This is a genomic window from Nocardia sp. NPDC050406 (assembly GCF_044459025.1).
In the GTDB taxonomy this organism is placed as follows: Bacteria; Actinomycetota; Actinomycetes; order Mycobacteriales; family Mycobacteriaceae; genus Nocardia.
Genome location: NZ_JBITIM010000005.1, coordinates 24,924 through 47,695 on the forward strand (window position 1 = coordinate 24,924; position 22,772 = coordinate 47,695).

Annotated in this window: 22 protein-coding genes and 1 pseudogene; 5 read left to right on the top strand and 18 right to left on the bottom strand. The window is 66.8% G+C overall.

Annotated features, from left to right (window positions below):
- Positions 1-2: 2 nt before the first annotated feature.
- The gene (locus tag ACIBH2_RS31940; RefSeq protein WP_397124372.1) at positions 3-2,078 is read right to left on the bottom strand and encodes an alkyl/aryl-sulfatase; all 2,076 of its coding nucleotides are present in this window, start codon (positions 2,076-2,078) and stop codon (positions 3-5) included.
- 108 nt (positions 2,079-2,186) lie between these two features.
- Between ACIBH2_RS31940 and ACIBH2_RS31945 the strand changes: the two genes are divergently transcribed.
- Positions 2,187-2,765 carry a TetR/AcrR family transcriptional regulator gene (locus ACIBH2_RS31945; RefSeq protein ID WP_397124374.1) on the top strand — a complete coding sequence of 193 codons (579 nt, stop codon included), beginning with the start codon at positions 2,187-2,189 and terminating at the stop codon, positions 2,763-2,765.
- Positions 2,766-2,777: 12 nt separating this feature from the next.
- Here ACIBH2_RS31945 and ACIBH2_RS31950 read toward each other — a convergent pair whose 3' ends face one another.
- The 3 genes and pseudogenes from ACIBH2_RS31950 to ACIBH2_RS31960 form a co-directional block, all read right to left on the bottom strand.
- Complete coding sequence (locus tag ACIBH2_RS31950; protein WP_397124376.1) at positions 2,778-3,821, bottom strand: alpha/beta hydrolase; 1,044 nt, start codon at positions 3,819-3,821, stop codon at positions 2,778-2,780.
- Between the two features lie 68 nt (positions 3,822-3,889).
- Positions 3,890-4,650, bottom strand: a pseudogene (locus tag ACIBH2_RS31955) (SDR family NAD(P)-dependent oxidoreductase).
- 198 nt (positions 4,651-4,848) lie between these two features.
- Positions 4,849-6,354 carry a flavin-containing monooxygenase gene (locus ACIBH2_RS31960; protein ID WP_397124378.1) on the bottom strand — a complete coding sequence of 502 codons (1,506 nt, stop codon included), beginning with the start codon at positions 6,352-6,354 and terminating at the stop codon, positions 4,849-4,851.
- A gap of 243 nt (positions 6,355-6,597) precedes the next feature.
- Here ACIBH2_RS31960 and ACIBH2_RS31965 point away from each other — a divergent pair, with 243 nt between their 5' ends.
- Positions 6,598-7,983, top strand: a complete 1,386-nt coding sequence (locus ACIBH2_RS31965; RefSeq protein WP_397124380.1) for an AIM24 family protein — start codon at positions 6,598-6,600, stop codon at positions 7,981-7,983.
- Here ACIBH2_RS31965 and ACIBH2_RS31970 read toward each other — a convergent pair.
- The 6 genes from ACIBH2_RS31970 to ACIBH2_RS31995 all read right to left on the bottom strand — a co-directional run bounded on the left by ACIBH2_RS31970 (position 7,980) and on the right by ACIBH2_RS31995 (position 13,762).
- Positions 7,980-8,822, bottom strand: coding sequence for a hypothetical protein (locus ACIBH2_RS31970; RefSeq protein WP_397124382.1), 843 nt, complete (start codon positions 8,820-8,822; stop codon positions 7,980-7,982). The two genes, ACIBH2_RS31965 and ACIBH2_RS31970, sit on opposite strands and share 4 nt — an antisense overlap.
- A 50-nt stretch (positions 8,823-8,872) precedes the next feature.
- On the bottom strand, positions 8,873-9,223 hold the full coding sequence (locus ACIBH2_RS31975) for an HPF/RaiA family ribosome-associated protein (RefSeq protein ID WP_397124384.1): 351 nt from the start codon (positions 9,221-9,223) through the stop codon (positions 8,873-8,875).
- 65 nt (positions 9,224-9,288) lie between these two features.
- Positions 9,289-10,281 (bottom strand): WD40 repeat domain-containing protein, encoded by a 993-nt coding sequence (locus ACIBH2_RS31980; RefSeq protein WP_397124386.1) that lies wholly within the window; start codon positions 10,279-10,281, stop codon positions 9,289-9,291.
- Positions 10,282-10,346: 65 nt separating this feature from the next.
- Positions 10,347-11,459: an AI-2E family transporter gene (locus ACIBH2_RS31985; RefSeq protein ID WP_397124387.1), complete on the bottom strand. Its 1,113-nt coding sequence runs from the start codon at positions 11,457-11,459 to the stop codon at positions 10,347-10,349.
- A 9-nt stretch (positions 11,460-11,468) separates the two neighbouring features.
- The gene (locus ACIBH2_RS31990) at positions 11,469-12,188 is read right to left on the bottom strand and encodes a helix-turn-helix domain-containing protein (RefSeq protein ID WP_397124389.1); all 720 of its coding nucleotides are present in this window, start codon (positions 12,186-12,188) and stop codon (positions 11,469-11,471) included.
- Between the two features lie 194 nt (positions 12,189-12,382).
- Positions 12,383-13,762, bottom strand: coding sequence for an ATP-binding protein (locus ACIBH2_RS31995; RefSeq protein ID WP_397124391.1), 1,380 nt, complete (start codon positions 13,760-13,762; stop codon positions 12,383-12,385).
- Between the two features lie 158 nt (positions 13,763-13,920).
- On the opposite strand from ACIBH2_RS31995, the gene ACIBH2_RS32000 reads away from it, so the two are divergent.
- Positions 13,921-14,808 (top strand): hypothetical protein, encoded by an 888-nt coding sequence (locus tag ACIBH2_RS32000; protein ID WP_397124393.1) that lies wholly within the window; start codon positions 13,921-13,923, stop codon positions 14,806-14,808.
- Positions 14,809-14,829: 21 nt separating this feature from the next.
- Here ACIBH2_RS32000 and ACIBH2_RS32005 read toward each other — a convergent pair whose 3' ends face one another.
- The 8 genes from ACIBH2_RS32005 to ACIBH2_RS32040 form a co-directional block, all read right to left on the bottom strand.
- The gene (locus ACIBH2_RS32005) at positions 14,830-14,973 is read right to left on the bottom strand and encodes a CsbD family protein (protein ID WP_397124395.1); all 144 of its coding nucleotides are present in this window, start codon (positions 14,971-14,973) and stop codon (positions 14,830-14,832) included.
- Between the two features lie 124 nt (positions 14,974-15,097).
- Positions 15,098-15,982 (bottom strand): ectoine hydroxylase, encoded by an 885-nt coding sequence (gene thpD, locus ACIBH2_RS32010; RefSeq protein WP_397124397.1) that lies wholly within the window; start codon positions 15,980-15,982, stop codon positions 15,098-15,100.
- A gap of 22 nt (positions 15,983-16,004) precedes the next feature.
- Positions 16,005-16,397 (bottom strand): ectoine synthase, encoded by a 393-nt coding sequence (locus ACIBH2_RS32015; RefSeq protein WP_397124399.1) that lies wholly within the window; start codon positions 16,395-16,397, stop codon positions 16,005-16,007.
- A gap of 1 nt (position 16,398) precedes the next feature.
- Positions 16,399-17,667, bottom strand: a complete 1,269-nt coding sequence (ectB, locus tag ACIBH2_RS32020; protein ID WP_397124401.1) for a diaminobutyrate--2-oxoglutarate transaminase — start codon at positions 17,665-17,667, stop codon at positions 16,399-16,401.
- Positions 17,664-18,221: a diaminobutyrate acetyltransferase gene (gene ectA, locus ACIBH2_RS32025; protein WP_397124403.1), complete on the bottom strand. Its 558-nt coding sequence runs from the start codon at positions 18,219-18,221 to the stop codon at positions 17,664-17,666. The genes ectB and ectA overlap by 4 nt, the downstream gene beginning before the upstream one ends.
- Before the next feature lie 65 nt (positions 18,222-18,286).
- Complete coding sequence (locus ACIBH2_RS32030; RefSeq protein ID WP_397124405.1) at positions 18,287-19,072, bottom strand: sensor histidine kinase; 786 nt, start codon at positions 19,070-19,072, stop codon at positions 18,287-18,289.
- Positions 19,069-19,800, bottom strand: coding sequence for a response regulator transcription factor (locus ACIBH2_RS32035; RefSeq protein WP_397124695.1), 732 nt, complete (start codon positions 19,798-19,800; stop codon positions 19,069-19,071). Before ACIBH2_RS32035 ends, ACIBH2_RS32030 begins: the two co-directional genes overlap by 4 nt.
- A gap of 103 nt (positions 19,801-19,903) precedes the next feature.
- The gene (locus ACIBH2_RS32040; protein ID WP_397124697.1) at positions 19,904-20,380 is read right to left on the bottom strand and encodes a PaaI family thioesterase; all 477 of its coding nucleotides are present in this window, start codon (positions 20,378-20,380) and stop codon (positions 19,904-19,906) included.
- A 226-nt stretch (positions 20,381-20,606) separates the two neighbouring features.
- On the opposite strand from ACIBH2_RS32040, the gene ACIBH2_RS32045 reads away from it, so the two are divergent.
- Together ACIBH2_RS32045 and ACIBH2_RS32050 are read left to right on the top strand one after the other, a co-directional pair.
- Entirely contained in the window at positions 20,607-21,704 is a 1,098-nt protein-coding gene (locus tag ACIBH2_RS32045; RefSeq protein WP_397124407.1) for a CSLREA domain-containing protein, read from the top strand.
- A 249-nt stretch (positions 21,705-21,953) separates the two neighbouring features.
- Complete coding sequence (locus ACIBH2_RS32050) at positions 21,954-22,769, top strand: RNA polymerase sigma factor SigF (protein WP_397124409.1); 816 nt, start codon at positions 21,954-21,956, stop codon at positions 22,767-22,769.
- Positions 22,770-22,772: the final 3 nt, after the last annotated feature.

Consider the following 22,772-nt stretch of genomic DNA (forward strand, 5'->3'; position numbering starts at 1 on the left):
GGTCAGGGCGTGACGATGGCGAAGTTCGGATCCGGCTTGTCCAGCACCTCTTTGAGCTGCTTCACCTTGCTCGGATCGCCCGACACCCGTACCGCGCCCGATTTCACGGCATCGGCGATGTCCTTGCCGCCCGCGAGCACCCCGATGAGCGTCGGCCGCGACAGTGTGAAGGTGGCATCGGCCGGGCCGGAATCCGGCTCCCCCGGAATCTTGTCGTAGTGCACCAGCACGCCATTGTGCAGATCCACTCGGTGCGTACGGTTCTCGTCGGTGATCACCCAGTCGGTAACCATCTTCATATCCCACGCCTTGGGCCCGTTGATGAGCAGCGCGACCGAATCGAACACCTGCTCCACGGTGAGCGCGGCGATCAGGCTCGCCGAATTCGCCTTGGTCGGTGTACCGAACGAGCCATTGCGCAGCTCGTAGGCCCCGGACAGGTAGAAGTTGCGCCAGGTCGCGTTCTCCGACCCGTACCCCAGCTGCTCGAATGCGCTGGCCTGCAACATCTTCGCCTGCTGGTTGTTCGGATCGGCGAAGATCAGGTAGTTCAGGACCTGCACCGCCCACCGGTAGTCGCCGTCGGAGTACGCCTTGCGCGCGGTCTTCAACACTCCGTCCGCGCCACCCATGGCCTCGACGTGCCGCTTGCCGGAATCGACCGGCGGATGCTCCCACAGGTGCGCCGGATTGCCGTCGAACCAGCCCATGTAGCGCTGGTAGATGGCCTTCACGTCATGGCTGACCGACCCGTAGTAGCCGTGGTTGTACCACTTGGCCTGGATGGCGGGCGGCATCTGGATCATCTCCGCGATCTCGGTGCCGACATACCCCTGGTTCAGCAGGCGCAGCGTCTGGTCATGCAGGTAACCGTACGTATCCCGTTGCAGCCCCAGCCATTCCACGATCTTGTCGGTGCCCCAGGCGGGCCAGTGGTGCGAGGCGAAGGCGACATCGGACTTGTTGCCGAACATATTGATGGTCTCGGTCAGGTACTTGGCCCAGACGTGGGCGTCGCGCACCACCGCGCCGCGCAGCGTCACGATGTTGTGCAGGGTGTGCGTCGCGTTCTCGGCCATACACAGCGCCCGATGGTCGGGGAAGTAGAAGTTCATCTCCGAGGGGGCCTCGGTGCCCGGCGTGATCTGGAAGACGATCTTCACGCCATCGATCACTTCCTCCTGCCCGGTCCGGGTGATGTCCTTGGTCGGCGCGATGAGGCTGACCGTTCCGAGCGAGGTGGTCATGCCCAGGCCCGCGCCGACCTGTCCCTTGTCACCGCGCGGCAGCGCCGCGCCGTACATATAGGCCGAGCGCCGCGTCATGGCGGTTCCCGCGTAGATGTTCTCGGCGACGGCGTGTTCCAGGAAGCCCTGCGGCGCGAGCACCGGTACGCGACCCGAGTTCACGTCCTCGACCGTGGTCACGCCCATCGCGCCACCGAAGTGGTCGACATGCGAGTGCGTGTAGATCATGCCGGTAACCGGTCGATTGCCACGCTTGGACCGGTACAGCTCGAGCCCGGCCTTGGCGGTCTCCACCGAAATGAGCGGATCGATGACTACCACGCCGGTGTCGCCCTCGATGATCGTCATATTCGACAGGTCCAGACCGCGAATCTGGTAGATGCCGGGAACGACCTCGTAGAGCCCCTGCTTGACCACGAGTTGGCTCTGCCGCCACAGGCTCGGGTGCACCGAATTCGGGCAGCTGCCCTGGAGGAAGCCGTAGGACTCGTTGTCCCACACTACTTTTCCATCGGCGTCCTTGACCGTATCGGGTTCCAGTTTGGCGAGGAACCCGCGATCGGTATCGGCGAAGTCGGCGGTATCGGAGAACGGCAGCGAGGACTGCGCCGCCCGCTGCTGATCGACGATCTTGCCGCTGGGATCGACGGCGGTCTTGGTGGTCTGCTCGGCATCGGTGGCCTGGTCGTCGTCGGCGCAGCCGGTGAGCGCGGATCCGACGCCCACCGCCGCCAGCGCGGCGGCCCCCGCGCCGATCACCCCGCGCCGGGAAAATGTGAAGCGCCCGGCCCCGCGGTGGTTCTCGGCCTCGTCGCGGACTTCGTCGACCATCGTTGCTCTCCTTGTCGTATGGGTTGCGCAAGAGCCGAACGTTCGATAGCTGATCAGTAGCCATCACTCTACTAGCTATTGCAGTGTGACTGCAATATACTCGGATCCGTGTCAGCCACAACCCGGCGTCGTCGCGACCCGGAACAGACCCGGAACGCCATCATCGCGGCCCTGTTGGACGCGGTGCACGACGGTGACTTCGCTCCGACGACCAAGACCCTCGCCCAGCGCGCGGGCGTCTCCGAGCGCAGCATCTTCGTGCACTTCCCGACCCGAGACGACCTGCTCGTCGCGGCCACGGACGCGCAGTCACGACGGGTCGAGGAGCTCATCGCGACCGTCGACCCGGACGCGCCCCTCGACGAGAGAATCGAGGCGGTGGTGCGCCAGAGCGCGGCCGTCTTCGCGATCCAGCGCAATCCCCGCATGCTCGGTCTGCTCGAATCGGGCACCGTCGCGGCGGTGGACGACCGCATGCGCCTGACCGATCAGCGCATTCGCGACGGCCTGGCGCGCGTCTTCGCCCCCGAGCTCACCCGCGCCGGCGACCTCGACACCGAACTCCTGGACCTGGTCGAGGTGCTGGCGTCCTGGCCGTTCCGCCACCATCTCATGGAACGCCGCAGCGCCTCCGAGGCCGATTCCTCGAAGGCGCTGCGCCGGGCACTGCTGAAACTGTTGGGCTGAGCGGGTTTTCGCTCAGGCGGGCAGCCCGAGCCCGGCCGCGAGCACCGGCCAGGACTGCTTGAGCGCGTCCTCCCAGTAACCCCACGAGTGCGTGCCGGACGGCGTGAAATCGTAGGTGGCCGGAATTCCCAGCTGGTTCAGCTTGGCCTGCAGATTGTGGCTGCACATGGAGGTGGCCGCCTCGAGTCCGCCGCCCAGCAGCACCTGGTTGGCCAGTCCGCCCGCACCGGGCAGGGTGTGCGGTCCGTTCAAGGTGTCGTACTGCCCCGGCAGGCCGGACCCGCTGGAGATGAACAGATTCAGCCCGCGCAGCTGATCGGCGTGCACGTACGGATCGTTCTCCGCCCACATGGGATCGCCCTTGGGGCCGTACATGTTCACGGTGTCCCCGCCGCCCGCGGCGACCACCGTGTTCACGAAGTCGTAGCCCACGGGATCGCTGATCTGCGCGCACCCGCTGTAGGCGGCCACCGATCTGTACAGCCCGGGCGCGGCGATGGGCAGTTGCAGCACCGAGGTGCCCGCCATGGACAGTCCGGCAATGGCATTGAGCCCGTTGGTGTTCAGCGCCTTGTCGATGAGCGGCGGCAGCTCCTCGGTGAGGAAGGTCTTCCATTTGTTCACGCCGAGCTTGGGATCCGGTGCGCGCCAGTCGGTGTAGTAGCTGAACTGCCCGCCGATGGGCTGGACGACATTCACGTTCTTGTCGGCCAGGAAGTTCAGGGCGTCGGTCTGTTTGGTCCAGGTGGCACTGTCCTCACCGCCGCCCGCGCCATTGAGCAGATACAGCGTCGGCGCGGAGTGCGAGGTGTCGGCGGGCCGCTGCACATCGACCTCGATCTCGCGGTCCATGGCCGCGGAGTACACCCGCAGCTTCAGGTCGCGATCGGATACCGCGGTACTCGAGACGATCTTGGAGCCGTCCGCGGACGTCCCCGCCGGGGCGACGGCCGCGACCGAGTCGGCCGCGGCGGGACCCGCGACGGCGATCGGCAGCAGCGCGGTCGCGGCCGCCACCGCCAGGACGATGATTCCTCTGTTCTTCGGTAGGCGCACCCGACCACCGTGCCCAAGCAAACTGAGAATTAACTAGACGCTTGCTAGTTGCGGCCTGAGAGGGCTGGTCAGCGAGGGGCCATGCGAATCGCGCCGTCGAGGCGAATCACTTCCCCGTTCAACATGGCATTGTCCACGATATGCGCTACGAGAGCGGCGAATTCGTCCGGATCGCCGAGGCGTTGCGGATGCGGCACTTGCTGGGCCAGCGACTCCCGCGCGGGCTCCGGCAGCGCCGCCAGAAGTGGCGTATCGAACATACCGGGTGCAATGGTGACCACTCGGATCAGCCGCTCCCCCAGATCCCGTGCCAGCGGCAGGGTCATACCGGCGACGGCCGCCTTGGACGCGGCGTAGGCGGCCTGGCCGATCTGCCCGTCGAAGGCCGCCACCGACGCGGTGTTCACGATCACGCCGCGCTCCCCGCCGATCGGCTCGAGCCGCGCCATCCGCTGCGCGCCGAGGCGCAGCACATTGAACGTGCCGACGAGATTCACCTCCACCACGACCTGGAGGCGTGCAGCGGAATCACATTGTCGCCGTTGAGAACCCGCCCCGGCAGACCGATCCCGGCACAGTTGACCACGGCCCGCAGCTCCCCGAGGGCCTCGGCGGCGTCGAACGCGGCCGCCACCTCCCCCTCCTCGGTCACGTCACCGGGTACGAAGACCGCGGCATCCCCCAGCTCCTCGGCGATGCGCACGCCGTCGGAGTCCTCGAGATCGAACAGCACCACCCGTCCGCCGTCGGCCACCACCCGTCGAGCGGTGGCCAGACCGAGTCCGGAGGCGGCTCCGGTCACCAGGGCGACGTGGTCGCGAATCTGCATGGTCGGGGTTCCTTCCGAGCGATGTCCCGTCGACCATATGAGTAGCAGAACGAATTCATGTTCTCAACAAGAACTCTTTTCCAGAATGGCATTCCGGCAGCTCGACGCCACACCGTGCAGGCAGCCCACGGCTGGAGGCAGACGATGCGGCAGTCGAGGAATCGACCCGCGCCGAGCGGATGGCGGCCGTGGTCCTGTTCAGGCGGAGCGGGATTCGACCTTCTCGGCCGAACCCTGACGCACGGCCCGGCGGGTGAAGCGCAGGATGCCGTCCTCGAGGGCGCCCTTGCGGAGCAGGGCGCGGTCGCGGAAGTAGTTGTTGATGACCAGCCACGGGCCCCGGGTGCCCTGGCGCGGCATCACGCCGTCACCGCGCTGGATGTAGCCGGAGGTCAGCGCGCCGCCCATGAGCGACGCCTCGGACTTGTCGCCCTCCTCGGGCACCGCGACCACCTTCGTGAATCCGTTGTCGCGCATATGGTTCAGCAGGCGGCAGAAGTATTCGGCGGCCAGGTCGGCCTTGAGGGTCCAGGACGCGTTGGTGTAGCCGAGGACGACCATGGCGTTGGGGACATTGCCGAGCAGAGAACCCTTGTAGGCCACCAGATCTCGCGTGGCGAGGGTCTCGCCGTCCACCTCCAGGGCCGCGCCGCCGAGCATCTGCACGCTGAGACCCGTCGCGCTGACCACGATGTCGGCGGGGATCTCATCGCCGGACTCGAGCTTGATACCGGTCTCGGTGAAGGTCGCGATGCGGTCGGTCACGATGGAGGCGCGCCCGCTGCGCAGCACCCGGAACAGATCACCGTTGGGCACCACGCACAGTCGCTGATCCCAGGGGTTGTAGCTCGGGGTGAAGTGCTTCATATCGATGCCGGAGCCGACCTGCGCGCGCACCGCGGCGAGCATGAGCTTGCGGGAGAGCTTCGGATTGGTGCGCGAGAGCTGGTAACTCGCGCGCTGCAGCGCGATATTGCGCGCCCGCCCCGCCTTGTAGGCCAGGGCGGCAGGCACTTTCGCGAATTTCATGCCCACCGCGACCGGATCGTCGGCGGGCAGCGCGGCGATGTAGGTGGGCGAGCGCTGCAACATGGTGACGTGCGCGGCGTCGCCGCTCATGGCCGGAATCAGGGTGATGGCGGTCGCGCCGGAGCCGATCACCACGACCCGCTTGCCGGAGTAGTCGAGATCCTCGGGCCAGTGCTGCGGGTGCACGATCTGGCCGCCGAAGTTCTCCTCACCCGGGAATTCGGGCCGATAGCCATTGTCGTAGTCGTAGTAGCCGGTGCAGCCGACGAGGAAATCGCTGGTGTAGGTCTCGGTCTCGCCGGTGCGCTCGTCGGTGGCCTCGACGGTCCAGACCTCGGCCGCGCTGTCCCAGCTCGCCTTCATCACCCGGCGGCCGAAGCGAATGCGGTCGGTGACGCCGTATTCGGCGGCGGTGTCCTCGATGTACTGACGGATGTGGGGTCCGTCGGCGAGCACCTTGGTGCCCATCCAGGGCCGGAAGCCGTAGCCGAAGGTGTACATATCCGAATCGGAGCGAATGCCCGGGTAGCGGAACAGATCCCAGGTGCCGCCGATGGCGGTGCGGCGTTCCAGGATGAGATAGCTGCGCCCGGTGCCCTCCTTGGTCAGATGGCAGGCCATGCCGATACCGGACAGGCCCGCGCCGATGATCAGTACGTCGACATGCCGCGTCATTGGGGTACTCGCTTCGTCTGGTCTCGCCCCGGACACCGTCGTCGGAGCACCCCTGCATGTTAGGTGTTAATTTAGGTTACGTCTACTCCGGCGGAGAGGATCGGCCGGTCGACCCACGATTCGCCCGGTCGCGCGGCTGGCCGTGCCGAAGTGGGCTTCCTGGCGCGCCGGGCCGAGTGAGGACAAACTGGAAGCCGTGACTCGCATGCCACTGCGACCCCCTCGCGTCGAGGGCGGTGCCCGATGACCACGCTCGCCCGCGGCGAGAACCGTCCCGCGCCCGGTGACCGCATGACCGTCACCGTCGCGTGCTCCGCCCCGGTCGATGTCTCGGCGCTACTGCTGGGCGCGAACGGGAAGGTGCGCTCGGACGGGGACTTCATCTTCTTCAACCAACCGGCCGGGCCGGGCGTGACCTACCGCCACGGCCAGGGGCACGGCGACATGGTGGATGTGCACACCGGGATGGTGCCGCCGGATGTCGACACCGTGGTGATCACCGCCAGCCTGGACGGTCGCGGGCCGTCCAGCTTCGGCGGCGCGAATCTGACCGCCACCATCCAATCGCCTTCGGGGAGCGTCACTTTCCCGATGAGCGGCTTGACCACCGAGACGGCGGTGGTGTGCGTGGAGATCTACCGGCGCGGCGGCGCGTGGAAGATTCGCGCGGTCGGGCAGGGCTACGACAACGGCTTGGCCGGGATCGCGACGGCGTTCGGCGTGAATATCGACGACGAGCCCGAGCAGACCCCGCCGCCCGCCACACCGCCGCCCACGGCCGCGCCGCCACCCGGCTACGCCCCGCCGCCACCGCAACCTCCGTCCTATTCCCCACCGGCACCGGCGTACACCCCCGCCGCCCCCATGCCCGCACCGCAGCGAGGAGCACAGCCCATGCAGAGCGACCTGTTCAATGCCAGCCATGCCGAGGTCACCGGCCTCGGCATTCAGAAGCAGGGCAGCAAGATGGTCAAGGTCGGCGTGAACGGCGAGGTCATGGCGCGGGCCGGGTCGATGGTGGCCTATCAGGGCGATATGAAGTTCCAGGCGCTGGGCTCCGGCGGTATCGGCCGCGCCATCCAACAGCACCTCACCGGTGAGGGCGTGCCGCTCATGAAGGTGTCGGGGCGCGGCGATCTGTTCCTCGCCAATGCCGCCTCCGATGTGCACCTCATCGATCTGGACGGCACCGACGGGCTCACCATCAACGGATCCAATGTGCTGGCCTTCGATTCGACGTTGAGCTACAGCATCAAGCGGGTGCAGGGAGCGGCGGGCTACGCCAGCAATGCCGGTTTCTTCAACTGCGTGTTCACCGGGCGCGGCCGCATCGCCATCACGACCGAGGGCAGTCCGGTGGTGCTGAATGTGGATCAACCCACCTACGCCGACCCGCAGGCCGCGGTCGCCTGGTCGTCGAGCCTGCAGACCGGGATCAAGCGCAACGACTCCTTCGGGCTGGGCCGTCTGATGGGCCGCAGCACGGGAGAGGGTGCGACGCTGTCGTTCTCGGGGCGTGGCTTCGTCATCGTGCAGCCCTCGGAGCTGCCGCCGGGTGGGTTGATCGGCGGTACCGGCGGCGGTCAGCACGCCGGTAGCAGCGGCGGTCTGGGCGGGCTGTTCAGCTAAAGCGGGTGCGCCCCCATCGGATTCGGGAAGGGCACCTCACCGCTGCGAGCCACCGTCTTGGCGGCGGGGGTGAGGGCGTCGAGCACTCCGCGCGGGTCGGGCAGATGCCGATAGGCCTGCATCGCAAGGGAATCGGTGCGCGCCTCGACGCGCTCGCGCAGCGCGCGTCCGGCCGCGGTGAGGCCCGCCTCGCCGAGCAGTCCGCGCGCCACCAGCCGGGCATGGGCCGCGTCCCAGTCCTGTTGGCCGAATCCGCGATTGTCGAGCCAGATGTGCGGGGGCGCACCGGTATCGGCGGAGAACAGCACATGTGCCTCGCAGCCGTCGACCTCCTCGGCGAGCAGGCAGGCGATATGTCCGTCGCCGCGGTGTTCGCGCAGCGCCGTCGCCGCCTGCCACAGTGCCGCCACGGCGTCGTTCGGTTGTGCCACATCGCGATTGGCGGCGAACAGCGGTCGTCCCGAGGTCGAGGCCGCGGCGATGGCGGCGTACAGGTCCGGTACGACCCGGTCGGCGATTGCCTCGATCTCGGGGGCGACGCGGCGCAATACGGCGGCGGCGGAGCGCGCCCGGTCGGCCACGATGTCCTGTGGCGCGGCGTACTTCCAGGAGTCGGGGACGGCGCGACGCACCATCGCGGGGTGGAAGTTGTAGAACGTCGCCTCGACGACGCTGGGGCCGACCGCGCCCAGCGGGGCCGCGCGGGAACCGAAGTAGCCCATCCAATACCCGCGCAGCCCAAGGGCTTTCCGGTCGGCCACGCACTCGGCGCTGAAGTAGGTCACGGCGTGCAGCGGCTCCAGTGTGCGCCACATGTGCCGGGCGAAGGCGGTGTCCATACCTCGACCATAATCACTGGCTTCACTCAAGTGAAGCCATACCGGCGGTCCTAGTCGGCTTGCAGATGCCGAATGGATTCCCCGCCCTTGACGTCGCGCTGCCGCCCGAATTTGTGGCTCAGCAGCGACACCATTTCCCGTGCCGCGCCGTCATAGGCTTGCTCGAGGGTTGCCGCCTTGTGCGTCACCACCACCGGCCCCTGTCCGGCCGGTCGCGCCTCGAGGGTGCACTTCTTGTCGTCGGGCCCGCCCTTGTCGGCGTTCTCGTCGTTCAGGTAGACCTCGACGCGGGTGATTCGATCGCTGAAACGCTCCAACACCTCGGCGATGCGGGCCTGCGCCTGCTCGATCAGCTCCTGATTGCTGTCCACGTCCTTGCCGGTGTTGACCAGAATCTCCACGGATCTCTCCTCTTCGGTTGCTCCGGGATGAGCCACTCCCACAGTAGCCGTCCCGTTGCGGTAGTTCACCGAACGGGTGATTCCAAACACCGCAGCCCCCGGGTGGTCGCGGCGACCAGTCCGGTATGTGGCGCACAGGCCAGCGCGGTGACCTCCCCCTCGGTGGCGTCCATCCGCAGGGCCACACCGGTTTCCGCGTCCAGCCACAACACGCCGCAGTCCAGCCCCACCGCCAGGTACACACCGTCGGAACTGAAACACAGTGGCGCGCTGTACGACTCACCATGCACACCGGCCGCCTCATCGTCGATATGACTGTGCCAGAACGGTTCTCCCGTCTCCGCCCAACTGCTCACCGCCATCCCGCGATAACCGTTGGGACCCGTGTGTCCGTGGTCGGGCCGCACCCAGACGGCGAAACGCCGCCCATCCGGCGAGAAGGCCACGGCGCTGACCAGATCGGAGATCCCGGTATCGGGCAGTTCCTCCCGCTCGTAGCGGTGCCGCAGCCCGTCGGAGACCTCGAGCATGCTCTGCCACCAGAACCCCTGCATCGTATTGCCGACCGCGAGCAGCCGCCCATCCGGCGAGAACGCGGGCCGCACACTCCAATCCCCCAGCGCACAGTCCTCCAGATCATTCACATCGCCGACCACCACCCGCGCCCCCACATCCACCACGACCATCTCCTCACCCTTGGCAATGGCCAACAGCCGCCCATCCGGCGACCACGCCGCCGTCTGCAAATACCGGCGGCGCGGCACCAGCTCATCGGGCAATTCCCACGCCCTCTCGATATCTCGCCACTCACGCATGCAGACCGACGTATCACCCACCATCGCGACCGCCGCGCCCGCCACCGCGCCGAAGGGCCCACGCATGGGCCGTCCATTCGAAATCCGCACAACGCGAGTAGGTTCCACCGTCGGCCGCAGCCGCCACTCCACAAGGACGGTCCCGCGATCCATCGACGTGAGCGCCCGCGCCCCCTCCGGATCTATGGCGACGCCGCCCTGTGCCCCCGTCGCCACGTCCGCCAGGCTCGAATCCGAATCCATGAGTGCCACTATCACATTGCGCGTCGGCGCGAGTCGACGGCATTTCCGGGCACTACTCGACCGAATCAGGCGGCGACGCCGTCCTCTTCGTCGTCGGCGGCCGCGGAGCCGATGAGCACGTTCACCCAGCGGGTGGCCGGATCGATATCCAGGAGAACGGCTTTCACCAGTAGGGTCAGCGGGACGGCGAGGATCGCGCCGAGCGCGCCCAGGATCCAGGACCAGAACACCAGCGACAGGAATGTCACGGTCACATTGAGGCCCACGGCGTTTCCGACGAATTTGGGCTGAATGATCGACTGGATGACGAAATTGATGACCGAGTACACCACGATCACCCAGATCATGAGCATCGGGCCGCCTTGGAGCAACGCCAACAGCGCGGGCGGAATCAGGCCGATGACGAAGCCGATATTCGGAATGTAATTGGTGATGAACGACAGCAGGGCCCACAGCACCGGCAGCGGCACGCCCATGAGCCACAGCACTCCGCCGTCGACCACGGCGACAATGAGCCCGAACACGGTGGTGACCACGAGGTAGCTGCGGGTGCCCTCGGCGAATGTGGTGAGCGCGTAGGCGATATCGGGGCGCGCCCGCCGAATGAGCTCGAGTTTGCGGTCGATGGTCATACCGTCGACCGCCATGAACAGCACCAGCGCGAGGACGAAGACGAGATTGGAGAGCGCGCCGAGCAGTCCGCTCAACAGCGATCCGAGCAAGCCGACGAGTTTGCCCATATTCACGTCGCCGAGCATGTTGTGAATCTGTTGGCCGTCCACTCCGGCGCTGGCCAGCGCATCGCGCACCCGGTCGACGAGATCGTTCAATTCGTCCGCGTACCCGGGTAATTCGGAGGCGAGTTGCGCCACCGAGAGGGCGAGCAGGCCGATCATGCCGATGAGAATGACGGCGACGGCCAGCACCGCGCCCACCATGCCGAGCCAGGCGGGCAGTCCGCGCCGCCGCGCCCAGGATTGAATGGGCTGGACCGCGACGGTCAGCATGAGCGCCAGGAAAATGGGCCCGAGCAGATCGGCCGTCAGCTTCATTCCGGCAATCGCCAGCACCGCACCGGCCGCGGCGAGCAGCACGATGAGTCCGCGCGGAATTGCCCACGGTGCGGGTTCCAGGAGCGCGGGAACGGGACGGGCGGACTGCGTTCTGCGGGTGCGCACCCGTGCAGGCTAGTTCCGAATCCCCAGGAAGAACTGCACGTGGCCGGGGTGTCGCCCGTAATCCACGCGATACAACCGCACATCGAGTGCGTATTCCGATCCGCTGTCGCTATCGCGCAGCAGCATCCTCGGTTCGGCCCGTCCATAAGTGGTGCCGCCCGCGGTCCACATTTCCCGGAACTCCCGATACTCGCCCAATTCCTCGAGCAGGTCCCCCGCCCACGTGGTGTCCCCGGATTGTCCGATGAGCCCGCGCAGCCAGTCGACGGTGAGCGAAGCCTCCCGTTCCCATTCGACCATGACGCGCTTGGACAGCTCGTTGCCGAAGAACCAGCGCAGGATGCTCACGTCTTCGACCAACCCCGGATAGGCGGCGGCGTAGGAATCGTTGCACACCAACACATTCCACCGCGTGTCGACATACGCCGCGGGATTGGGTTCGTGGACCACGAGACTGTCGCGCATATCGTCGGAGATACCGTCGCGCAGTTCCTCGACACTGGGAAACGTATCGTCGTGCAGCCCGGCCAAATCGAATAGGTGTCGCCGTTCGGCCTCCGCGAGCGGCTCCACCCGATCCAGAAACGTGATCAGTGCTTCGATCACCTGTTTGGTGGGGTGCTCGCGCGCCCCGCTCTCCAAGTGGGTGATATAGCTGGCGCTCACCCCGGCCGCGAATCCCAGACGTTCCCGCGATACCCGCCGATCATCGCGGAGTTTGCGAAGCAACCCCCCGAGAGTCGGGGGCCGCAGCTCGTCGGACCGGTCGTCGGATGTAATGCGCAGCAATGGGATCCACTCCCCCTGTACATGGACTCTTCGCGCCGAAGGCACACAATTCCGATCGGGCTCCAGCGCCCGAATCGTAAATCACCGCTCGAGTACCCGTCCCGAATTCAGCAAGTTGTCAGTTACATCACAAACTACCGCAGGGGGACATCAACGTCCGAGCCACCTTCACGGGTGAGTCGCGCGCGCACCTTCACCAACGACGGCGCGGGCACGAACCCGCCCGCGAACAAAGCCTCGCCCTGGCGGAACCACGGCGAGCGCTCCAACAGCGCGGTCGGGGCATAACCGAAGTAGGTGCCCAGTTCGTCCAGGTCCACCGGCGAGGTCATCTTCATGAGCGCGAGATTGTCGCACTGGGAAATGATGCCCGGGTGCACCTTCGACGGCCGCTGCGTGGACAGCAGCAGCCACAGACCGAACTTGCGACCCTCGGCGGCGATCTGAATGAGGCGCTCCCGCACCGCCACCGCGATGGGTGAGTCCAGCCGCGGGGAGGCGAGGTTGTGCGCCTCGTCGATGACCAGCAGCACCGGGCGGCGCTCCTCGCGCCGGGCCCACAGATCGTCGAGCAGCGACAGCGCGACCACCTGATGCTGTTCCGGGGTGGAGAATCCGCCCAGGTCCAGCACGGTCACATCGGGTCGCCGCGCCACCACGTCGGTGACCGCCTCGTCACCGCGCGCCCACACCTCCCAGCCGGGCAGGCCGAGGTTCTCCACCCGCATGGCCAGGCGGCGCTGGGCCAGCACCTCGGAGTCGCGCAGCCGCGGCAGGATGTCGTCGATCTCCCCGGTCTCCAGGAAGGCCTGCAGATGGATGAGTTCGTTGAACTCCTCGCGATCGGCGATGGGGTCGATCTGCAGGATGGCCGCCTTGGAGGCCAGCGGCATGCCGATGAGGCGGGCGCGCAGCCGCGCCCCGGGCTCGCCGTTGGGGCGCAGCACGCGAATATCGCGCTCGCGCAAGGCTTCCGCAGTGGGCCCGGTGGCGTCCGGGCGCAATTCGCCGAGCCGCGTGAAATCGGAGTTGGGGTCGAAGATGACCACCGGGAGCGCGGTATGGGCGATGAGCTGTTCCAGCACCACGCCGAGCGCGTAGGTCTTGCCCGAACCGCTCTGTCCACACCAGAAGGTGTGCCGGTTGAAGCGCTTGGGCAGCAGCCGCGCGGGTCCGCCGGGCGCGGTGAGGTTCACGCCCACCTCGAGCCTGGCCCCGGTGGTCTCGTGCAGCGTCTGCACGGTCTGCGCGTCGGCCGCCTCCACCAGGGCGCGTTCGAAGGCGTGGCTGGCGCGGGTGTCGATACCGTCGGCGCCCAATTCGCCGATGAGCCGCCCGCGCAGCCGAACCGGCGTCGTCTCCGACCGCTCCTCCACCAAGGCCAACTGCCGTCTGCCCGCGGCGTTCACCACGACGAGCGAACCGGCGACGAAGGCGCTACCGGCCGCGTCCGCGACCACGAAGGAGCGTCCGTCGTCGGAGCGGGCGCAGAGTTCGGGAGAATCGACAGCCATAATCCGATCGTGCCATGGCTAACCTTCGGCATTCACCATGGCCGCACCACTGACCGGGCACGGTGTGATCGATGCCATGAGACAGGGCGGGGACAGCTACCCAGATTCGCCGTATGGGCCGCACAACATCTCCACACACCGTCGCTAGCGTGGGCGTGGTGAATCGGAGCAGGCTCGCCGCGATCGGCCAGGTGGCGCACCCGGTGATCCGGGTGGCGTTGTCCCTCCTCATGATCGCCTTCGGCATGGTGAAAGTGATTCCGACGCAGTTCATCACGTTCACCCTGCCCACGGCCATGCTGGTCCCGCTGGGTGACTCGTCGCCGTCGGGAATGCTGTGGAAGTTCATGGCGACCTCCACGCCGTACACGGTGATCACCGGGGTGGTGGAGGTGGCGGGCGGCCTGCTGCTGATCTTCCGGCGCACCACCCTGGTGGGCGCGCTCGTGTGCGCGGTGGCGCTGACGCAGGTGAGCATTCTCAATATCGGCTACGACGTGCCGGTCGTGCTCACGCCCCTGGTGATGCTGGGAATGGCGATAGCCGTGACGCTGCCGTGGTGGCGGCGACTGGCCGATGTGCTCGTGTTCGACCGGGATTCGCCCGCCCGGCCCGAACCCGCCGCCGACACCCGACGGATTCGGCTCGCGGGCACCGGTATTCACCTCGCGGCGGCGCTGGCCGTCCTCGCGGTGATGGGGGCCAATGGCATTCGCACCTACGGCGACTACACCGAGCGACTCTCCGCCCTCGACGGTGTCTGGGCGGTGGACGAATTCCAGGGCCCGGGACCGCGCTGGGTGCGGTTGGCCATCGACGACCGCCCGGCCTCGCAGCGCTTGGCCCTCACTCGCGCGACCGGGGAACCCGTGCAGCGCGAACTCGTCGTCGACACCGCCGAATCAACACTGCGAGTGGGTGATTGGACGCTGCGCTACCAGTATCGCGGCGATACCGTCCAGCTCGGCGGGGAATTCGAGGGTGGCGCGGTCGAGGTGAGCCTGCACCGCATCCCGCTGCGCACCGAATCCCGGGTCTTCCGCTGACGCGTTACGATCCGCGATCCCTCAGCGCCGGAAGGCATCCCGCAGTTTCTCCGCGGCCCGCCCCAGATCCGACTTCGCCTGCCCGCGACGGCCCTTCTCGGCCAGGGGACGATCACCGGCGGCCCGGCCCAGGAATTTGTTCATCGTGCCACGCACGCCACGCATGCGCCGCGACATTCTATTGCTGTTCCGATTGCTCATACCGCAGGCATGCCCGCCCCGACCGGCCGCAAACGACCTGGTACGGGGCGGGTGCCGGGCGCGACGCCATTGTCACGCCACCGACCACTCAGCGAACGGGAACGAATTCCCGGTTCGCGATGTAGGTCGGCCGCGGCTCGGGGGCCGCGTACGGCGCGACGAGCGCGTTGTCGACGCTGTTGAACACCAGGAAGATGTTCGAGCGCGGGAACGGTGTGATGTTGTTCGACGAGCCGTGCATGAGGTTGGAGTCGAACAGCAGCGCCGACCCGGCGGCACCGGTGAACTGCGAAATACCATGTGCCTGAGCCAGTGTGGTGATGTCCTCCTGGGTGGGGACACCGATCTGCTGTTCGCGCAACGAATCCCGGTAGTGGTCCGCGGGCGTCTCGCCCTGACAGGGGACGAAGGTGCGGTGCGAACCGGGCATGACCATGAGGCTGCCGTTGTACGGGTAGTTGTCGGTGAGAGCGATCGACAGGCTCACCGCCCGCGGTGCGGGCATACCGTCCTCGGCGTGCCAGGTCTCGAAATCCGAATGCCAGTAGAAGCCGGTGCCGGTGAAGCCGGGCATGTAGTTCACCCGGGTCTGGTGCAGGTACACCTGCGACCCCAGCACCTGCTCGGCCAGGCCGACGATGCGGGTCTGCCGCACCAGATCGGCGATGGCCGGGCTCAGCTTGTGCACCTCGAAGATCGAACGCACTCGCCGCGCGGCCTTCTCGATGATCAGCCGGTCATCGAGCCACAGATCCGGATCCTCGGCCAAACGCCGCGTCTCGGCGCTGAATTCGGCCACCTCGTCCGGGGACAGCAGGGCATCGATCACGGAGTAGCCGTCGCGGTCGAAGGTCGACAGTTCCGGTGACTCCACCCGACCCCACACGGTGGGATCGGTGCGCTCGAAGTGCGCGCGCGGCGTACTGGTCCGGGTCTGGTAGTTGTCGATCACCCGGAAGTCGGACAACGTCATTCGTGCTTACTCCCTGCTCTCCTTACGACGCGACCGCGACCAGCGGGTAGACGCCGTTCTCGTCGTGGACCTCCTGCCCGGTGACGGGCGGATTGAAGACGCACATCATGCGCATCTGCTCGCGCACCTCCAGACGGTGCTTCTCGTGACCGTCCAGCAGGTACATCGAACCCGGGCGCAGCTCGTAGGCGACACCGTTGTCGAGATCGGTGAGCGTGCCCTCGCCCTCGACCAGCCAGACCGCCTCGATGTGGTTCTGGTAGTGGAATTCGTGGGTGGTGCCCGCCTCGATGGTGGTCTCGTGGAAGGAGAATCCCACCCCGTCACCGCCCAATACGATGCGCTTGCTGCGCCACCCCGTACCCGCGACATCGCGCTCGGTACCGGTGATCTCCTCGGTGGTGCGAACGATCATGTCACTTCACCTTTCCCGAGCACGCGACATCGACGGCGGAGGCCAGGATCTCCAGACCGTGGTCCAGCTCGGCGGCCGTAATGGTCAGCGGCGGCAGCAGTTTCACCACTTCGTCCTCCGCGCCCGAGGTCTCCACCAGCAGGCCGTGCTCGAAGGCGATCTGGGTGACCTTGCCCGCCTGGGAGGCATCCTCGAAGACCAGGCCCTGCACCAAACCGCGTCCGCGCGTGGACAATCCATCATACGCGGCGGCCAGACCGCTGAGCGCGCGTCGAACCCGCTCACCCTTCACGATGGTGGCCGCCTCGAGGTTCCCGTCGGACCAGTAGTTGTCGAGCGTGGCGGCGGCGGTGACGAAGGCCGGGTTGTTGCCGCGGAAGGTGCCGTTGTGTTCACCGGGGGCCCACACGTCGAGCTCGCGCTTCATGAGCACCAACGCCATCGGCAGGCCGTAACCGCTGATCGACTTCGACAGCGTCACGATATCGGGCTTGATACCGGCGACCTCGAAGGAGAAGAACGGGCCGGTGCGGCCGCAGCCCATCTGCACATCGTCGACGATGAGCAGGATGCCACGGGCCTTGCACAGCTCGGACAGGCGGCGCAGCCACTGCGCGCGAGCGACATTCACGCCCCCCTCGCCCTGCACCGTCTCCACGATGACCGCGGCCGGAACATCCTGACCCGACGAGGTGTCGTCGAGCACCCGCTCCATCCAGTCCAGGCCGTCGGAGTCGCCGAGGTAGCCGTCGAAGGGCATGGCGGTGGAATGCACCAACGGCACACCGGCACCCGCGCGCTTGCTCGCATTGCCGGTCACCGACAGTGCGCCCAGCGTCATACCGTGGAAAGCGTTGGTGAAGTTGATGATCTCGGTGCGCCCGGTGACCTTGCGAGCGAGTTTCAGTGCGGCCTCCACGGCGTTCGCGCCGGTGGGGCCGGGGAACTGCACCTTGTAGTCCAGATCGCGCGGGTCGAGGATATTGCGGCGCAGGCTCTCCAACAGCTCCCGCTTGGCCACGGTCGACATGTCCAGGCCGTGGGTGATGCCGTCGCGCGAAATGTAGTCGATGAGCGCGCGTTTCAGGATCGGATTGTTGTGGCCGTAATTCAGCGAACCGGCACCGGCGAAGAAATCGAGGTAATCGCGCCCACCCTCGTCGTGCAGCCACGCTCCGCTGGCCGTATCGAAAACGGTCGGCCAGGAACGGCAGTAACCGCGCACATTCGACTCGAGATCATCGAAAATAGTGGTTTCGAGAGTAGTCATCGGATTTCCTCCAGTGTGGTCGGCGGCGTAATGCGATACAGGCGCTCGGCCTCGTGTTGGTCCGGAAAATCAGTGGTTTCGAACAAGGAATAGTCGGTGATGACGTCGCCGCGCCGCCGCGCCAACGAAGCGAACATCGCGACAGATGCCTTGTTGTCATCGGAGATGGTGGTCTCCAGGGTCGAAACGCCCTGTGCGCCACAGATGTTCATAAGGCGCTCGAGCATCGCGACCCCGAGGCCGCGTCCCCGGTAGGCGTGGTCGACGGCCACCTGCCAGACGAAAAGCACATCCGGTGCGTGTGGACGTCGATAGCCGATGACGAATCCGGCGACCACACCGTCGATTTCGACGACGATCGAGGTTGCCGCGAAGTCCCGACACCACATCAGGTACGCGTAGCTCGAATTCGTATCCAGCACCTGGGAATCGCGAGCGATTCGCCAGATACTCGCGCCGTCGTCGACGGTTGGCGATCGGAGTGTGAAGGACGGTTCAACGTCATTCTGCGAGCTGATCGATGGGAATTGGCTGAATGTTGTCTGCATGACCATATAAGCGTTACCAACCAATCTTTCGATGAACCGGTCGACTTCATTACCGTTGTGTGACGACCGGTTTACCCGTAGATGTCCTCGCTGATGGGCAGGCGAATCGTGAAACGTGCTCCGCCACCGGGACGTTCGTCACAGTCGACGCGCCCGCCATGGGCCGCGACGGTCTCGGTGACCAGGGCCAATCCGATGCCGGTGCCGGTCGCCGCGCGCCTGCCCGCGCGCGCGGTAGCAAAACGTTCGAAGATGCGCTCCCGATCCGCGGCGGGGACACCCGGTCCGGCGTCGTCGACGACGATTACCGCGTGATCGCCCGACCGTCGCAATGTCACCTCCACGATCCCGCCGCCGTGCCGGACGGCGTTCTCGAAGAGATTTCCGAAGGCGCGCTCCAACTCGAGCTTGCGGCCGTCGACCGCGACGTCCTGCCGAACGGTCAGCAACTCGGGCGCGTGTCTTCGGCCGGTGAGGGTGTGGGTGAGCAGCGCCCCGAGCCACAGCGGCTCCGCGTCGCCCGCGTGCACGCCCGCCTCCACGCGCGCCAGGGCGAGCATGTCGTCGAGGACGTGGCGCAGATGATCGACCTCGTCGGCGACCAGTCGCAGCGCCAGCCGCGACCGCTCCGGCAGGTCCTGCTCGTACCGCTCCAGCACGCCCACGCTCGTGGTGAGCGTGGTGACGGGTGTGCGCAGTTCGTGGCTCACATCGCCGACCAGGCGGCGTTCCCGCTCGACACTGCGTCGCAGCGAGTCCACCACGGGTTCGAGTGCGCGCCGGGCCGACCAGGCCCCCACCCCCGCTCCGACGGCGAGTCCGAAGACGAGGGCGAGGACTACCGCGACGGCGGTCACCGCTGCACGTCGAGCCGATATCCGAGCCCGCGCACCGTCACGATGAGCTGCGGGTCGGAGGCATCCCGCTCGATCTTGGTGCGCAGGCGGCGGATATGGACGTCGACGATTCGCTCGTCACCGAAGAATCCGCGATCCCACACGTTCTCGAGCAAGGTGGAGCGACTCAGCACGCGTCCGGGCGACCCGGCCAGCTCGCACAGCAAACGGTATTCGGTCAGGGTGAGATGGATCTCCTCGTCGCCGCGGCGCACGATGCCGCTCTCGGTGGAGAGCACCAAGGGAGCCTCCCCCAGTTCGTCCAGCACCACCGTGCCGAGCTCCGGATCGGCCTCGTCCTCGGCCGCGGCCACCTCGGCGAAACGCGCGCGTCGCGCGACCGCCCGCATGCGCGCGGTGATCTCCTTGACCTCGAAGGGTTTCGTCACGAAATCGTCCGCGCCCGCCTCCAGCGCCGCGACCACGTCATGGGTGTCGTCACGTGCGCTGACCACGATGATCGGGACATCGTGGTCGCGGCGGATCTCGCGAATACAGGTGAATCCATCCATCCCGCCGAGCATCAGATCCACGATCATGAAGTCGGGCGCCCCATTGGTCCGCAGCTGCTTCAGCGCTACTTCTGCCTCCTCCGCCTCGGCGACGTCGTAGCCCTCGTCCTCCATTGCCAAACGCAAGGCGGTTCGGACTCTGTCGTCGTCCTCCACGATCATCAGGTTCGCGCGCATAGTCACAGCAAGATCGGTTACCCCAACGGCCCCCGAGCAAACGCTCGAGTGGGCTTTGTCGCACTCGCGACGGCAAACGAGAGGCAGGCCACAGCCGAGCGCCTCAGATACCCAGGGCCGGGATGTCGCCGGGTTTGGCCCCGTGGGCGAAGAAGTGGTCGGCGGTGACGACGATGAAGAGCACCTCGGCGCTGGCGGCGAGGTGGCCGTCGAGCTCGAGGCGGGCCTCGATGTACAGCTTGCGGCCCTCGCGCCGGGCGAGCCGGGCGCGCACGGTCAGCGACCTGCCGAGCGGAACCGGCCGGGCGAAGGCGACATTGAGCTGGGCGGTGACCGCGACCAGGCCGTGCGGAATGAGCGCCGAGCCCGCCGCCTCGTCCAAGGCCGCGGAGACCGCGCCGCCGTGGGCGAGTCCGGGCGCGCCTTCGTGGCGCTGGTCGAGGGTCAGCTCGCCCACCACCTCGTCGCCGTCACGGGTGAAGGCGATACCCAGCCCGGAGCCGTTGCCGGGACCGCAGCCGAAGCAGTTGTCCTGATGCGCGGGTAGGGAGTTCCCGGACTCCTCGGCGTGGGCCAGCATCTCGGTCACAGTCTCCCCTTCGAGCATCCGTCGTTCCCGCACGATAAATTCAGGACACAAATGTATCAAGAATGGCGTAATCGGCGCTGTGCACGCTGCACGAGCGCGTTGTGCGTTTGACAGTATCCCGATCGTTCTACTTCGGTGGCGATCGCCCGGTGTTAGAACCGAAGGGCTGGCGCGCCGCTCGGCGCACCCGAGTTCCGCATCGAGAGTGATTGTGCCGATGAAGAGTTCACTGCGACTCGCCATCTGGGTCGGGCTGCTCGGGGTGGCGGCGGCCGTCCCGATTCCGGCGGCGGGCGAGACCGGGTCGGCGGCAACGGTATTCACGGTGACGACCACCGCGGACGGCGCCGCCGAGGATCCCTTCGACGGCCGGTGCCGCGCCGCGGGCGGCGAGTGCACGCTGCGGGCGGCTATCCAGGCGGCGAATGTACGGCCGGGGAGCACCATTCGCGTGCCGCAGGGGCGGTACGTGCTCACCATCGCGCCGAATCCGTGGAATACCAACGGACCCTTCATCGATCCGACGACGGGCGATCTCGATATCACCGCCGACACCACCATCGAGGGGGCCGGGCAGGACCTGACGGTGATCGACGCGGCGCATATCGATCGGGTCATGCTGACCACCGCGCAGGTGTCGCTGCGCGGACTCACGATCACCGGCGGCAATGCGGCCCAGCACGAGATCCCGTGGTTCGAGACCGGGGGCGGCGGTATCGCCAACTCCGGCAAGCTGCGGCTCGACCACGTGACCGTCACCGGGAACGCCGCCGACTACGGGGGCGGGATCTTCAATATCCCGGTGGCCGATATGCGGATGACCGACAGCATCGTCACCGCGAACGCCTCCGGTGAGGCGGGCGGCGTGCGCTGCGACAACACCTGCGTCTTCACCCGCTCGCGGATCACCGGCAACCATGTGGTGAACCCGCACGCCAAGTGGTATCGGATCGGCGGATTCGCCGGGCGCGGCGGCGGTCTCGATATTCGCGGGATCGGGCAGGTGGTGCTGATCGATACGGTGGTCACCGGCAATACCGCCTCCGATGGCGGCGGCGGCATCAACATCGCGCCCGCCTATCTCGATACGCTGCCCTATCAGCTCACCGATATGTTCAATCCGGGAATGGGGACGCTCGTGCTGCGGGGGTCGACCATCGCGCACAATACCGCCGGAATGGGCGAGCAGAACTGCAAGAAGGTGTTCGCGGTCATCATCTCCACCGGGTCGAACCGCAGCAACGACCACTCCTGCGATCTCACCGCCGCGGGCGACGAGGTGCGCGCCGATCTCGATCCGATTCAGGAGAATTGATCATGGGTTCGTTCAATGTGGGCGACTGGATGACCACGCTCGGACAGGGCTTCGCCTGGGTGATGTCGATGCTGGTCACCGGTGCGACCGCCGGATCTTCCTAGACGCACACTGGCAGGTTTCGGCCATGTCTGGGAGCGACGATGCCCAGGCCAGCTCGGACATTTATCTGAACTTGTCACGTTTCGGTAACTCGTTCCGGGGTACCCGTAGGAGGTCGGACCCATTCCCGAGAGCGAGGAGCAGCACATGCCGATCACGGACTCTCGACAGCGCCGAGCCCATCGCGCGCCGGACACCTACGACAATATCGAGCCGTGGTTCGAGAAATTGGCCGCCACACCTGCGAACGATCCGGAACACAAGAAGATTCGCGACCACATCCTGGAATTGTGCCTTCCGCTGGCCGAACATATCGCGCGCCGTTTCACCGGCCGTGGCGAGGAGTTCGACGACCTGCACCAGATCGCCACCTTGGGGCTGGTACTCGCCGTGGACCGCTTCGATGTATCCCGAGGCAGCAGCTTCCTGTCCTTCGCGGTGCCGACCATCATGGGCGAGGTGCGCCGCCATTTCCGCGATCACACCTGGGCGCTGCGCGTGCCGCGCCACACCAAAGAGGTACAGCGCAATATCGGACCGGCCATCGAGACCCTCGCCCAGCGCTTGGGCCGCATGCCGACCGCGCGGGAGATCGCCGCCGAACTCGAGGTCGAACTCACCGACGTGACGCGAGCCTTGGTGGCGCGCAACGCCTATCGCGCCGATTCGCTCGATGCCGTCGTCCAGCACGAGGACGATACGAGCACGACGGCGGTGATGGATTCCCTCGGCGCGGAGGAGCCCTGCTATCAGCTCACCGAGGACGCCATGACGGTGCGGCCGCTCATCGCCGCCCTGCCCGAACGCCAGCGCCGGGTGCTGACCATGCGGTACTACAAGCACATGACCCAGACCGAGATAGCCTCCGACCTGCACGTTTCCCAGATGCAGGTCTCGCGCATCCTGAGCAAGACCCTGGCGACCCTGCGCAAGCAGGCGCTCGCCGACGTACAGGCGGCCTGAACC

What these genes read in the sequence shown, in the direction of transcription:
- ectB (WP_397124401.1), bottom strand. Translation starts at nt 17,667, where the DNA reads ATGACTACTCTCGAAACCACTATTTTCGATGATCTCGAGTCGAATGTG.
- ACIBH2_RS32045 (WP_397124407.1), top strand. Translation starts at nt 20,607, where the DNA reads ATGAAGAGTTCACTGCGACTCGCCATCTGGGTCGGGCTGCTCGGGGTG.
- ACIBH2_RS31940 (WP_397124372.1), bottom strand. Translation starts at nt 2,078, where the DNA reads ATGGTCGACGAAGTCCGCGACGAGGCCGAGAACCACCGCGGGGCCGGG.
- ACIBH2_RS32015 (WP_397124399.1), bottom strand. Translation starts at nt 16,397, where the DNA reads ATGATCGTTCGCACCACCGAGGAGATCACCGGTACCGAGCGCGATGTC.
- ACIBH2_RS31980 (WP_397124386.1), bottom strand. Translation starts at nt 10,281, where the DNA reads ATGGATTCGGATTCGAGCCTGGCGGACGTGGCGACGGGGGCACAGGGC.
- ACIBH2_RS31965 (WP_397124380.1), top strand. Translation starts at nt 6,598, where the DNA reads ATGACCACGCTCGCCCGCGGCGAGAACCGTCCCGCGCCCGGTGACCGC.
- ACIBH2_RS31995 (WP_397124391.1), bottom strand. Translation starts at nt 13,762, where the DNA reads ATGGCTGTCGATTCTCCCGAACTCTGCGCCCGCTCCGACGACGGACGC.
- ACIBH2_RS31960 (WP_397124378.1), bottom strand. Translation starts at nt 6,354, where the DNA reads ATGACGCGGCATGTCGACGTACTGATCATCGGCGCGGGCCTGTCCGGT.
- thpD (WP_397124397.1), bottom strand. Translation starts at nt 15,982, where the DNA reads ATGACGTTGTCCGACTTCCGGGTGATCGACAACTACCAGACCCGGACC.
- ACIBH2_RS32005 (WP_397124395.1), bottom strand. Translation starts at nt 14,973, where the DNA reads ATGCGTGGCGTGCGTGGCACGATGAACAAATTCCTGGGCCGGGCCGCC.
- ACIBH2_RS32035 (WP_397124695.1), bottom strand. Translation starts at nt 19,800, where the DNA reads ATGCGCGCGAACCTGATGATCGTGGAGGACGACGACAGAGTCCGAACC.
- ACIBH2_RS31970 (WP_397124382.1), bottom strand. Translation starts at nt 8,822, where the DNA reads ATGGACACCGCCTTCGCCCGGCACATGTGGCGCACACTGGAGCCGCTG.
- ectA (WP_397124403.1), bottom strand. Translation starts at nt 18,221, where the DNA reads ATGGTCATGCAGACAACATTCAGCCAATTCCCATCGATCAGCTCGCAG.
- ACIBH2_RS32040 (WP_397124697.1), bottom strand. Translation starts at nt 20,380, where the DNA reads ATGCTGGCCCACGCCGAGGAGTCCGGGAACTCCCTACCCGCGCATCAG.
- ACIBH2_RS32050 (WP_397124409.1), top strand. Translation starts at nt 21,954, where the DNA reads ATGCCGATCACGGACTCTCGACAGCGCCGAGCCCATCGCGCGCCGGAC.